The sequence below is a fragment of the Streptomyces sp. 147326 genome (genome assembly GCF_045000215.1).
GTDB lineage: Bacteria > Actinomycetota > Actinomycetes > Streptomycetales > Streptomycetaceae > Streptomyces.
In genome coordinates, this window is record NZ_CP134201.1 from 383002 (window position 1) to 395254 (window position 12253).

The 12253-nt window shown below is 72.9% G+C and carries 13 protein-coding genes and 1 pseudogene; 7 read left to right on the plus strand and 7 right to left on the minus strand.

What is annotated here, in order from left to right; translation table 11 throughout:
• Nucleotides 1-36: 36 nt before the first annotated feature.
• The 3 genes and pseudogenes from RIU97_RS01885 to RIU97_RS01895 all read left to right on the plus strand — a co-directional run.
• A pseudogene (locus tag RIU97_RS01885) lies at nucleotides 37-93 on the plus strand (hypothetical protein); the annotation flags it as partial.
• A 124-nt stretch (nucleotides 94-217) separates the two neighbouring features.
• Nucleotides 218-343, plus strand: a complete 126-nt coding sequence (locus RIU97_RS01890; RefSeq protein ID WP_404962725.1) for a DUF6629 family protein — start codon at nucleotides 218-220, stop codon at nucleotides 341-343.
• 62 nt (nucleotides 344-405) lie between these two features.
• Nucleotides 406-2046, plus strand: a complete 1641-nt coding sequence (locus RIU97_RS01895; RefSeq protein WP_404952971.1) for a GMC oxidoreductase — start codon at nucleotides 406-408, stop codon at nucleotides 2044-2046.
• 82 nt (nucleotides 2047-2128) lie between these two features.
• On the opposite strand, the gene RIU97_RS01900 is transcribed toward RIU97_RS01895, so the two are convergent.
• From RIU97_RS01900 to RIU97_RS01920, 5 genes are all read right to left on the minus strand, one after another.
• Nucleotides 2129-2608, minus strand: coding sequence for a carboxymuconolactone decarboxylase family protein (locus RIU97_RS01900; RefSeq protein ID WP_404952972.1), 480 nt, complete (start codon nucleotides 2606-2608; stop codon nucleotides 2129-2131).
• Nucleotides 2605-3687 carry a dihydrodipicolinate reductase gene (locus RIU97_RS01905; protein ID WP_404952973.1) on the minus strand — a complete coding sequence of 361 codons (1083 nt, stop codon included), beginning with the start codon at nucleotides 3685-3687 and terminating at the stop codon, nucleotides 2605-2607. The genes RIU97_RS01900 and RIU97_RS01905 overlap by 4 nt, the downstream gene beginning before the upstream one ends.
• 89 nt (nucleotides 3688-3776) lie before the next feature.
• Nucleotides 3777-3932, minus strand: a complete 156-nt coding sequence (locus RIU97_RS01910; RefSeq protein WP_404952974.1) for a DUF6126 family protein — start codon at nucleotides 3930-3932, stop codon at nucleotides 3777-3779.
• Between the two features lie 16 nt (nucleotides 3933-3948).
• Nucleotides 3949-4605 carry a helix-turn-helix domain-containing protein gene (locus RIU97_RS01915; protein ID WP_404952975.1) on the minus strand — a complete coding sequence of 219 codons (657 nt, stop codon included), beginning with the start codon at nucleotides 4603-4605 and terminating at the stop codon, nucleotides 3949-3951.
• A 91-nt stretch (nucleotides 4606-4696) separates the two neighbouring features.
• Nucleotides 4697-6232, minus strand: coding sequence for an ATP-dependent DNA ligase (locus RIU97_RS01920; protein ID WP_404952976.1), 1536 nt, complete (start codon nucleotides 6230-6232; stop codon nucleotides 4697-4699).
• 152 nt (nucleotides 6233-6384) lie between these two features.
• On the opposite strand from RIU97_RS01920, the gene RIU97_RS01925 reads away from it, so the two are divergent.
• From RIU97_RS01925 to RIU97_RS01940, 4 genes are all read left to right on the plus strand, one after another.
• Nucleotides 6385-9087 (plus strand): alpha/beta fold hydrolase, encoded by a 2703-nt coding sequence (locus RIU97_RS01925; protein ID WP_404952977.1) that lies wholly within the window; start codon nucleotides 6385-6387, stop codon nucleotides 9085-9087.
• Complete coding sequence (locus RIU97_RS01930; protein ID WP_404952978.1) at nucleotides 9084-9947, plus strand: ABC transporter permease; 864 nt, start codon at nucleotides 9084-9086, stop codon at nucleotides 9945-9947. Before RIU97_RS01925 ends, RIU97_RS01930 begins: the two co-directional genes overlap by 4 nt.
• A 136-nt stretch (nucleotides 9948-10083) precedes the next feature.
• A complete protein-coding gene (locus tag RIU97_RS01935) occupies nucleotides 10084-10509 on the plus strand; it encodes a carbonic anhydrase (RefSeq protein WP_404952980.1) in 426 nt (141 codons plus the stop codon).
• Entirely contained in the window at nucleotides 10467-10592 is a 126-nt protein-coding gene (locus RIU97_RS01940) for a hypothetical protein (protein WP_404952981.1), read from the plus strand. The genes RIU97_RS01935 and RIU97_RS01940 overlap by 43 nt, the downstream gene beginning before the upstream one ends.
• Nucleotides 10593-10604: 12 nt before the next feature.
• Here the strand turns inward: RIU97_RS01940 and RIU97_RS01945 are convergent, their stop codons facing one another.
• The gene (locus RIU97_RS01945; RefSeq protein ID WP_404952982.1) at nucleotides 10605-11558 is read right to left on the minus strand and encodes an aldo/keto reductase; all 954 of its coding nucleotides are present in this window, start codon (nucleotides 11556-11558) and stop codon (nucleotides 10605-10607) included.
• A gap of 45 nt (nucleotides 11559-11603) precedes the next feature.
• Complete coding sequence (locus tag RIU97_RS01950; protein WP_404952983.1) at nucleotides 11604-12251, minus strand: hypothetical protein; 648 nt, start codon at nucleotides 12249-12251, stop codon at nucleotides 11604-11606.
• Nucleotides 12252-12253: the final 2 nt, after the last annotated feature.

Below are 12253 nucleotides of genomic sequence, written 5' to 3' on the forward strand. Positions count from 1 at the left end.
GCCGCGGTGCTCGCGTACTGCCTCGCGACCCGGCCGGTGACCGCCGAGGTCCGGGGCCGCACCATCGGCTACGGCGTGAATGTTCCGTGGATGCCAGTCGTACTGACGGGCCATCCGTTCGCCACGCTCGGCGCCCTGCTGCTCGCCGGGACAGGCGGCTGCGGGCCCTCGGTGCGGTGCTGGCCCCGGGGCGCTGGCCTGCTCAGCGCCGTGGCGGCTGGAATTCGCCTCCACCTGGTGCGCCGTCGCCGCGGTCGTGTCCGTGCTCGTCCTGGGCTGGGTACGGCGCCCGGAAACCGTTCCCCGGCCGCACGATGACCGAAAGTTACCTAGACGTATGTAGTGACTTCACATGCACCCGGCAGTAGAACTCGTTCCCATTCCACCGAGAGTGAGGAACGTCACATGAGTGACAAAACCCTGCCCAGAAATGGCCCCAGAGGAATTTCCCGTCGTGGATTCATCGGTAGAACGAGTTCTATTCTCGGGGCCGTGGCCCTGGCGGGTCACATCGCTCCGGCCCGGGCGGCTTCCGCGGCCGCCCCGATCGCCGACGGCGCCCGCGTACCGGCCCTGGTCATCGGCACCGGCTACGGCGGCTCGGTCGCGGCGCTGCGGCTCGCGCAGGCCGGTGTGGACGTGCAGATGATCGAGATGGGCATGTCCTGGGACGCTCCCGGCTCGGACGGCAAGATCTTCCCGAAGGTGACCAGCCCGGACTACCGGTCGTTCTGGCTCCGCACCCGGACCAAGGCGCCGCTCAGCAACTTCCTCGGCTTCCCCATCGACAAGGACGTCCCCAAGTACACGGGGATCCTGGACGCCGAGGACTTCGCCGGCATCACGGTCTACCAGGGTCGCGGCGTCGGAGGCGGTTCCCTGGTCAACGGCGGTATGGCGGTCACGCCCAAGCGCGCCAACTTCGCCGCCGTCCTCCCGTCCGTGGACGCCGACGAGATGTACGCGACCTACTACCCCCGGGCCAACGCGGGTCTCGGGGTGGGCATGGTCGACCCGGCGTGGTTCGAGACCGCGGACTGCTACCAGTTCTCCCGCGTCGGCCGCAAGCACGCCCAGCGCTCCGGCTTCGCCTGGACCTTCGTACCCGACGTGTACGACTGGGACTACATGAAGCGGGAGGCCGCCGGCACCGCCACCAAGTCCGCCCTGGCCGGCGAGATCCTCTACGGCAACAACCACGGCAAGAAGTCGTTGGTGCAGACGTACCTCGCCCAGGCCAGGGCGACGGGCAAGGTCACCATCTCGGCGCTGCACAAGGTCACCTCGGTGTCCCCCGCCGCGGGCGGCGGCTACACGGTCACCATCGACCAGATCAACACCACCGGCGACACCGTCGCCACCAAGTCCGTGACCGCGGACCGGGTGTTCTTCGCGGCCGGCAGCGTCGGCACCAGCAAGCTCCTGGTCAAGCTGAAGGCCACCGGGGCGCTGCCGAACCTCAACAACGAGGTCGGCAAGGGCTGGGGCGAGAACGGCAACGTCATGTGCGGCCGCGCCAACCACCTGTGGGACCCGACCGGCAAGCTCCAGTCGACCATCCCCTGCTCCGGCATCGACAACTGGGACGCCGGCGGTGCCTTCGCCGAGGTCGCACCGCTCCCCACCGGGATCGAGACGTACGCCTCCTTCTACCTGTCGATCACGAAGAACCCGAACCGCGCCGAATTCACCTGGAACGCCGCGACGGGCAAAGCCGACCTGAGCTGGCAGACCGCCTGGAAGCAGCCGTCCATCAGCATGGCCAAGACGATCTTCGACAAGATCAACTCGAAGGAGGGGACGATCTACCGGACCGACCTGTTCGGTGGCAACAAGATCTGGAACGACACCCTCACCTACCACCCGCTCGGTGGCGCCGTCCTGAACAAGGCCACCGACAACTACGGGCGCCTGCACGGCTACACCGGCCTGTACGTGATCGACGGAGCGCTGATCCCCGGAAACGCCAGCGTCAACCCGTTCGTCACCATCACGGCACTCGCCGAGCGCAACATCGAGAAGATCATCGCAACCGACCTCCGGTAGGGCCGCGTCCTCCCCCCAGCGGCCGGGGCCGTTCGGATTCACCGAACGGCCCCTTGTCATTCCCCGTTCCGCCCCGCTCGGCTCAGTGGCCGGGCAGCACGCACACGCTGTCGAGACCGAGCACGTGGTTGAGCCGGCCGAAGGCCAGCCAGGACCCGATGCTCATCGTCAGCTCCACGATCTCCAACTGGCTGTAGTGCGCGGTCATCCGGTCCCAGAACTCGTCGTCGAGGCCGTGGTGGTCCAGGGTGTACCGCTCGGCGTACTCCGCGGCCAGCCGGGTGCGTTCGTCGAAGCGGTCCGTGGTGCGCCACTCGGTGACGGCCCCGGAGAACTCCTCCTCGACCTTCTCCCCCTCCCGCTCGGTACGCCAGTCCAGGCAGAAGACGCATCCGTTGATCTGCGCGACGCGCAGCCGGGCCGCCTCGAACTCGCGCAGGCCCAGGGTGGTGTGGGCGTACACCGACAGGGAGAAGTTCGCGGCGGCCATGCCGATGCCGGGGACCATGTCGCCCCACACGTACTCGATCGGGTGCTGGCCTTCGGGGATGTCGATCCTCATGACGTTTTCCTTCCGAGTCTGCCGGTGGCGGGGCGCAGCGGGATGTCGAGGGCGTCGTAGAGTCCGGGTTCCGCCTCGGCGAGCCAGTCGATGGCGCCGACGAGGCGGCCGACGGCGGTGGCGTTGCCGCCGGCCGAGCGGTTCTCGCCCTCGTCGGTGGCCTCGATGGTGACCTCGATGCGCGGCCGGCCCTCGATGACGACCCGGTGGGCGCCGTCGCCGCCGTCGGGCGGCACGGGCCAGTCCGGTGCGCACGAGGCGTGGATGCGGGTGACGTGCTCGATGACGATGCGGGGCTCGCCCTCGACGATGCCCTGTACCTCGAAGCGGATCGCGCCCTGGGTGCCGGCCTCGAAGTCGCCCATGGTCCGGGTGGTCACGGTGGTGTCGAGGGCGCGGCGCTCCGACGTCTCGCGGATCTCGTCGAGTTCGACGCCGAGGGCCCGGGCCATCATCCGTATCTGCCCGCCCCACACCATGGTCGGGATCGAGGGCATGAGCATCATCGGCTCGTAGTCCATGGGGTGGCCCATGCCCACGAGGTGGCGGACGGAGTCCGGCTGGTCGTAGGTGGAGTAGTCGAAGATCTCCTGGCAGCGGATGACGTCGATGGTGGTGCCGAGTCCGCTGAGCAGGAGCGGGAGCACGTCGTTGCCCCAGCCGGGGTCGACCCCGGAGGCGAAGAGGGAGCCGCCGCCCTCCGCGATGGCGGCGAGCACCGGATCGCGGAACTCCGGCGGGGCACTGCGGTGGTCGTAGAGCGGATAGAGGGCGGGGCTGACGACGACCGCCCCGGACCGGATCGCCCGGGTGATGTCGGCGAGGGCCTCGTCGGGGCGGATGTCCCCGGACGCGGCGTACACCACGGCCCGGGGGCGGGTGGCCAGCACGGCCTCGATGTCATCGGTGGCCTCGACCCCCAACAGGCGGTCGAGGCCGCCGAGTTCGCCCGCGTCGCGGCCGGCCTTGGCTGGATTGTGGACGATGACGGCGGAGAGTTTCAGCGCGGGATGGGCCTCGACGGCGCGGATGGCCAGACGGCCGACGTTGCCGGTACCCCAGACAACCGTGGAAATCATGCGCGGAGGGTAGCCACAGGACCTGCAACTTCCTAGAGTCTCGCGGCGCCGTCTCGCGCCGTGCCCTCGTGGTCCCTCTTGCGTGCGGGTTACTGGTTCTGGCCCCCCAGGACGAAGAGGAGGTAGACGAAGAAGGCGAAGAGGTGGCCGACGAACAAGTAGGCGATCAGCCGGATCACCAGGCCGCGCGGGAACTTCGCCTCGATGCGCGCCCGTACGGTGCCGGGGTTCTCTCCTTGGGACATGGGTACGGCTCCTCGGCTATCGGTGGTGCGTGGTGGAGGTCCCGCCGAGGCACAGCCCGGCGAGGCTGCTCTGCAGCAGGGTGTGGACGAACAGCAGGTCGGCGCCCCCGGAGGAGGCCGCGGCGATCCGGTGCGGGGTGAGCGAGTCGAAGTGCGCGCTGTCCCCGGGCTCCAGCAGGTACTCGGCCTCGCCCAGGTGCAGCCGCAGCCGCCCGTCCAGGACGTACAGCCATTCCTCGCCGGGGTGTACGCGGACCAGCTCGCCCTGGCCGCGGCCCTGGGGGTGCCCCCGGACGGAGTCCGGGGGAGGGACGTGCACGCGCAGCGCCTGCATGCCGCGGCCGGAGCCGCCCGCCTGCCAGTACGTCCACCCGTCGGCCTCGCGGGCGCCGGGACCGCCGGCCCGTACGATGGGGTCGGCGACGGCGGGGGTCTCGCCGAGCAGCTCGGAGACCGTCGTACCGTAGGTGCGGGCGAGCCCGAGCAGGAGCGGCAGCGAGGGCTGGCGCCGGCCGGTCTCCAGCCGGGACAGGTGGGCGGGCGAGAGCCGGGCCCGGGCGGCGGCGGCCTCCAGGGTGAGTCCGGCGCGGCGGCGCAGTTCGCGCAGTTGCGGCGCCACGGCGGGCAACTCGTCGGCCGCGTCTTCGGGGCCGGGGGCAGGACCGGGTTTCATGCCCCGATTGAGCCAGAGTCTTGCCTTCCTGGCAATCCGCCTTGCCTCTGAGGCAAATCCTCTCCGGTTGCCCGCGGCCCCCGGCCGACGGTCAGGGCTCGCGCCCCTCCCCGAGCACCGTTTCCACCGTGTCGGCCTGCTCCGCCTCCTTGTCCGGGCGGTGCCTCAGTACCCGTGCGAAGCGCAGGGCCACTCCGGCCGGGTAGCGCGGGGAGCGCTGCAGGCCGTCGTAGGCGATCTCCACCACCAGTTCGGGCCGCACCCGCACGGTGAAGCCGTCGTCCGAGGTCGCGAGTGCGCGCAGCGCCCCGGTCTGCCAGCGCAGCATCTCGTCCGTGAGCCCTTTGAAGGTCTTGCCGAGCATGGCGTACGTGCCGTCGGCGGCCCTCGCCCCCAGGTGCAGGTTCGAGAGCAGTCCGGCGCGCCGACCGTGGCCCCATTCGGCGGCGAGGACCACGAGGTCCAGGGTGTGCACCGGTTTCACCTTGAGCCAGTGCCTGCCGCGGCGGCCGGCCGCGTAGGCCGAGTCCAGGGCCTTGACCACCACCCCCTCGTGGCCGCGGCGCAGGGCATCGGACCAGAACTCCTCGGCCTCGGCCGCCTGCGCGCCCGGATCCTCCACGGCAAGGCGCCGGACCCGGGCGTTCTCGGGCACGAGGGCGGCCAGGGCCTCGTACCGCTCCCGGACCGGGAGGTCGAGGAGGACGTCGTCACCGACTGCCAGGACGTCGAAGAAGTGGGGGACGACCGGAAGCGTCCGCCGCGCGGCCTCGACGTCGACGCGGGAGCCGACCCGGCTCGCGATCTCCTGGAAGGGGACGGGGCGGCCGTCCGCCGCGCGGCCGATGACCTCCCCGTCGAGGATGAACCGCTCCCCCGGCAGCGACCGGGCCAGCTCGGCCACCTCCGGGAGCCGCCCGGTGATCTCGTCCAGGGAGCGCGTGTAGACCCGTACGTCGTCCCCGTCCCGGTGGACCTGCACACGGATCCCGTCGAGCTTCTCCTCCACCGCGCACGGCCCGAGCACGGCCAGCGCCTCGGCGACCGACTTGGCGGTGCCCGCCAGCATCGGCTGTACGGGCCGGCCGACGCGCAGGGTGACGGAGCGCAGCGCCTGCGCCCCTTCGGCGAGTACCGCGGCCGCCACGCGGGGCAGCGAGCCGTCCAGCATCACTGCCCGGCGCAGGTCGGCGGCCGGTACTCCGGCGGCAGCGGCCACGCCCTCCAGGGCCACCGCGTCCAGCGCGCCCTGGCGTACCTCGCCGGACAGCAGGCTGCGCAGGAACGCCTGCTCGGCCCCGGTGGCCGCGCCCAGCAGGGTGCCGACGATCCGGCGCCGCTCCGCCTGCGCGCCGGGGCCCGCGACGGCGACGAGTTCGGTGACCGCCGCGTCGACTGCGCGGACGGTCAGGGTGGGCTCCGGCGCCGGTGCGGTCTTTTGGGCTAGGGCCCGCCAGCCGATGCCCGGGCGGCCCTGCGGAAGGCGCCCGGCGAGGTAGGAGATGACCAGACCGGCCTCGTCGGGCGGCGCGGCGGCGAAGAGCTCCGCGAGCAGGGCCGTCTTGCGGGAGCGGGCGGAGGCGGCGGCGACCTCCCGGGACACGCGCGCGACCTCGGCCAGCAGCATGGGGCCATCCTCCCGCCCCCCTTCGTACCGCGCAGGTCGGGGGCGCATACCGCAGGTGCGGTACGCCCGGGGCGCGGCATGGTCCTTGAGAAGGTCTGGGGTTACGCCTGTGGGTGCTCGGAGCCCGCGTACCGGCCCTTTAGGGTGCCAATATGAAGCTCCGAATGCCCCGGCGCCGCCGAGACCGCCTCCTCGCGGGCGCCGCCGCGCTCGCCGTCGTGGCGGGCGCCGGTACCTGGTCTGCCGCGTCGGCGGCCGGCGACGCTCCGGCCGTGCACCGCCAGGACCAGGTCCTGGACATGCCCGGCGCCGGAATCGACACCTCCTACTTCACTGCGGGCGGCGGTGCGGAGAAACGTCCCGCCGTGCTCCTCGGGCACGGTTTCGGCGGCCGCAAGGACGACGTGCGCGCGCAGGCCGAGCGGCTGGCCCGCGACGGGTACGCCGTCATGACCTGGTCGGCGCGCGGCTTCGGCAGCTCCGGCGGCCGGATCGGGCTGAACGATCCCGAGCACGAGGTCAAGGACGTCTCCCGGCTCATCGACTGGCTCGCGGCCCGGCCGGAGGTGCGGCTCGACGCGGACGGCGATCCGCGCGTCGGCGTGTCCGGGGCCTCGTACGGCGGGGCGATCTCGCTGCTCGCCGCCGGGTACGACCGGCGGGTGGACGCGATCGCTCCGCAGATCACCTACTGGAACCTCGCGGACTCCCTCTTCCCGAACGGCGTCTTCAAGAAGCTGTGGTCCGGCATCTTCTTCACCACCGGCTCGACCGGCGGGATGCAGCAGGCCCGGCCCGGGCGGCCGGACGCGTCGGCCGCTCCCGGCTGCGGCCGGTTCCAGCCCGAGCTCTGCGCGATGTACGAACGCGTCGCGGTGGCCGGGAAGCCCGACCCCGAGGCGCGTGCCCTGCTGGAACAGCGCAGCCCCTCGGCCGTCGGCGACCGGATCAAGGTGCCGGCCCTCATCGTGCAGGGCCAGGACGACTCCCTCTTCCCGCTGGACCAGGCCGACGCCATGGCCCGGGCCATCGCGGCGAACGGGGCCCCCGTCTCCGTGGACTGGGCGGCCGGCGGGCACGACGGCGGCATGCGCGAAGCGGACCGGGTCGAGGACCGGGTGGCGGCCTGGTTCGACCGCCACCTGAAGGGGGACGAGGGCGCGGACACCGGCCCGGCGTTCCGGGTCTCCCGCTCCGGCGGCATCGATTCCACCGACGGCCAGGTGACGCTGCGCGGCGCGAGCGGCGACCGCTACCCCGGGCTGGTCTCCGGCCCGCGGCAGTTCGCCCTGACGGGGCGGGAGCAGACCTTCGCCAATCCGGCGGGCGGCGCGCCTCCGGCCCTGTCCTCGCTGCCCGGTATCGGCGGGCAGCTCGCCGCCTTCGGGGCCGGTCTCTCGCTGGACTTCCCCGGGCAGAACGCCCGGTTCGAGTCGGCGCCGCTGACCGAGGACGTCCGGGTCACCGGGACCCCGACCGTAACCCTGAACGTGAGGTCGACGGCTGCGGACGGGTCGGCCGTGCTGTTCGGCAAGATGTACGACGTGGGGCCCGACGGCCGGCAGCAGGTGCTGCCCGGTCAGCTCGTCGCCCCGGTGCGCGTGGAGAACGCGCAGCAGGGTGTGAGCGTGCAGCTGAGGCTGCCCGCGATCGACCACTCCGCCGTGGCCGGGCACCGGCTGCGGCTCGTGGTCGCCGCCACCGACCTGGGCTACGCCACCCCGGCCGCGCCGGCCGCCTACACGGTCTCCGTGGAGGGCCCGCTGGCCGTGCCCGTGGCGAGCGGGGTACGGACCGCCTCGGCCGGGCTGCCCGCCTGGACCTGGTGGCTGCCGCTGGGCGCGGCGGCGCTGGCCGCGGGGCTGCTCGGGATCCGGCGCACCGGCCGGGGTGCCGCGGGGACGCGGCCGGGCCCGGCGCAGCCGGAGGCCGCGCTGGCCGACGTACCCCTGGAGATCACCGGACTGACGAAGCGGTACGCGAAGGCGCAGGACCGGTACGCGGTGCGGGACCTGTCGTTCCGGGTGGAGAAGGGGCAGGTGCTCGGGCTGCTCGGCCCCAACGGGGCGGGCAAGACCACCACCCTGCGGATGCTGATGGGGCTGATCTCGCCGGACGCCGGGGAGATCCGGGTGTTCGGGCACGCGGTGCGGCCCGGCGCTCCGGTGCTGTCTCGGGTCGGGGCGTTCGTGGAGGGTGCGGGGTTCCTGCCGCACCTGACGGGCCGCGCCAATCTGGAGCTGTACTGGCAGGCCACCGGCCGTCCGGCCGAGGACTCGCACATGGCGGAGGCCCTGGAGATCGCGGGGCTGGGCGACGCGCTGGAGCGCGCGGTGCGCACGTACTCGCAGGGCATGCGCCAGCGCCTCGCGATCGCGCAGGCGATGCTCGGGATGCCGGACCTGCTCATCCTGGACGAGCCGACGAACGGTCTGGACCCGCCGCAGATCCGGGAGATGCGGGACGTGATGATCCGCTACGCCGCCGGCGGGCGGACGGTGATCGTCTCCAGCCACCTGCTGTCGGAAGTGGAGCAGTCCTGTACGCACCTGGTGGTCATGGACCGCGGACAGCGGGTCGCGGCGGGCGAGGTCGCCGAGATCACCGGTGGCGGGGACACGCTGCTGGTGACGCTGGCGGAGCCGGTGGACGCGGTGGGCCTCGAGAAGGTCGCGGCGCTGGAGGGAGTGGGTTCCGTGGTGGCCGCCGACGACGGGCTGCTCGTACGGCTCGAAGGCGCGACGGCCGCGGGGCTGATCGCCGAACTCGTACGGCTGGAGGTGCCGGTGACCGGAGTGGGGCCGCACCGGCGACTGGAGGACGCGTTCCTCACCCTGATCGGAGGTTCGGCGTGAGCGCCGTACAGGAGGTGGCCCCGGGCTACCGGGCGAGCCGTACGCTGCCGCTGCGCGTGGAGGCGCTGCGGCAGTGGCGCCGGCGGCGGACGCTGGTGATGGGCGGGGTGCTGGCGGCGCTGCCGTTCATCCTGATGATCGCTTTCGCCGTGGGCGGCGGTCCGGGCAGCCGGGACGGCGGCAACGGCCGGGTCACCCTGATCGACACGGCCACGGCCTCGGGCGCGAACTTCGCCGCGACCTGTCTGTTCGTCTCGGCCGGGTTCCTGCTGGTGGTCCCGGTGGCCCTGTTCTGCGGGGACACGGTGGCCTCGGAGGCGAGCTGGTCCTCGCTGCGCTATCTGCTGGCCTCGCCGGTGCCGCGGATGCGGCTGCTGTGGAGCAAGCTGGTGGTGGCGCTGGGCTTCAGTCTGGCCGCGATGGTGCTGCTGCCGGTGGTCGCGCTGGCGGCGGGCACGGCCGCGTACGGGTGGGGGCCGCTGAAGCTCCCGGCGGGCGGGGCGCTGGCGGCCGCGGACACCGTGCCGCGGCTCGCGCTGGCGGTGGCCTTTGTCTTCGTGTCGCAGCTGGTGACGGCGGGCCTGGCGTTCTGGCTGTCCACGCGCACGGACGCGCCGCTGGGCGCGGTGGGCGGGGCCGTCGGTCTGACGATCGTCGGCAATGTGCTGGACGCGGTGACGGCGCTCGGATCGTGGCGCGAGTTCCTGCCGGCGCACTGGCAGTTCGCGTGGGCGGACGCCTTGCAGCCGCACCTGGAGTGGGGCGGGATGGTCAAGGGGGCGGTGGTGTCGGTGTCGTACGCGCTGGTGCTGTTCGCCCTCGCATTCCGCGGGTTCTCGCGCAAGGACATCGTGTCCTGAGCCCGCGCGGCGGACCGCCGCCGTGAGCCGCCGTGAGCCGTACGTGGGCAATGCGGCGGCGCACGCGTGTGGCTGCGGTCCGTTCACCCCCGGCGCCCCGGACCATCGCGGTCATCACGACCGAGGGATGCCGTCCATGCACCCAGCAGGACGTCCGGGCCGCAGGACCGTGCTGACCGGCGGCCTCGAGGGCGACGGCCGCGGCCCCGGAGCCGCGCCCGGCCGCGCCCGAGGCCGCGTACGCGCGCCGGGTGAACGGGGGCAGGCGATCGGCCCGGTGGTCACCGGTTCCGTCGAGTACGGGCCCATGACGGGCGGCACTCCGCTGATCATGGTGCTCGGGCACCGGCGCTGCGGCGCCATCGAGGCCTCGTACGAGGCGCTGAAGGACGGCGCGCCGCTGCCCGGGAACCTCCAGGCCATCGTGAAGGCGGTGGAGCCGGCCTACCGGCTGACCGTCGAGAACCCGGGCGCCGACTTCCCGTCGACACCATGGTCCACGACCAGATCAGGATCACCGTGGACGAGCTGCGCGCCGACGCCGACTTGGCGCCCCTCGTGAAGAAGGGCGCCCTGGCCGTCGTCGGCGCGTACTACTCGCTGGACACGGGCAAGGTGGACGTCCTGACGGGGGCGCCCGTCTGACCCCGCGGGCCGTCACTCCGGCTTCCGCGCCCCCGGGATCGCGTCGATCGCGGCGAGCAGCTCGGCGTCGAGCGGGCGGTCGGCGACGGCCGCGTTGGCGCGCACCTGCTCGGCGGAGGTGGCTCCCGCGATGACGGAGGCGCAGCCGGGCTGGGCGGAGAGCCAGCCGATGGCGAGTTCGAGGACGGTGCGGCCGTGCTTCTCGGCGAGCGCGGCCAGGGCTTCGACCACGTCGAGGCGCTCGTCGGTGAGGTACGCGTCGCGGCCTTCGAGGCGGGAGCCGGCCGGGACGGGCGCGCCGCGGCGGATCTTGCCGGTCAGCAGGCCGTTGGCGAGGGGGAAGTACGGGAGCACGCCGACGCCGTAGTGCAGGGCCGCCGGGACCAGCTCGCGCTCGACGGACCGCTCCAGCAGCGACCACTCGTTCTGTGCCGACACGAAGGGGACCGAGCCGGTCTCCCGGGCTACGTGGGCGGCCTCGGCGAGCTGCCAGCCGGAGAGGTTGGAGTGGCCGATGTAGCGGACCTTGCCCTCGGCGACGAGCTCGGTGAGCGCGGCCAGGGTCTCGGCGATCGGGGTGGCCGGGTCGGGGCTGTGCAGCTGGAGGAGGTCGATGTGGTCGGTGTCGAGGCGGCGCAGCGATTCCTCGACGGCCCGCCGGATGTACGCGCGGCCGCCGAGGGATCCGGCGGCGGGCCCGTACTTCATGTCCACGCCGTCGTAGCCGAACTTGGTGGCGAGGACGACCTGGTCGCGGCGGCCCTTGAGGGCCTGCCCGAGGTGGACCTCGGAGCCGCCCGCGTTGCCGTAGATGTCGGCGGTGTCGAGGAGGGTGATGCCCGCGTCCAGGGCGGCGTCGACGACGGCGCGGGTGGCCTGGGCGTCGAGGCGGCCACCGAAGTTGTTACAGCCGAGGCCGACGGCGGAGACCTGCAGACCTGAACTGCCCAGGGGGAGATAGCGCATGCGTTTCGTTCCTCAGACTCGTCGGGTACATGATCAACCAAGTGGTCAGTCTAGGCGGCCCGGTTCGGCGGCGGTACGGCGTCGGCGCCGAGCGACGTGAACACCGTGTGTCGCGAGCCCGGCGACCGCGGCGCCGGCCAGGGCCCAGACCTCGGGGCGGCCGGCGCCGCCTTCCTCGTCGCCTTCTCCGGCCCCGGCCCCGGCCCCGGCCCCGGCCCCGGCCACGACGGTGATCGTGCCGCCTCCGGCGACGTACGGGCGGCTCCCCTCGGTGTCGTCGGAGTCGAGCGGGTTCACGTAGTCGAAGGTGACGGAGAGGGGATACTCGCCGGGCCGCGCGCCGGCCTTGATCCGCGCCCAGCCCAGGTAGGACCGGCCGTTGTAACCGATCTGATGGTCCTCCGGCTCCTCCGTCAGGACCGGGCTGGTGACTTTGACGACGCGCAGCTGCCGCCCCTTGGGAACGCGGGCCTGGTGCTGCGGATCGTCCTTGGCCATCACCGGTACGAGTTCCCCCGCTCGGCCGCCTTGCTCCGTGGCGGCCCACCCGCTCGCCCAGGACGGCGCGGCCGCCGCCCCGACCGCCAGGGCCGCGGCGCATACGACGAAGGCGGCCGCGGGCGCGGTGCGGCCGATCCCGCGGGGCCGGCCGATCCGGCTGATCCGTTTGATCCGAGTGATCCGGCTGTTCACGT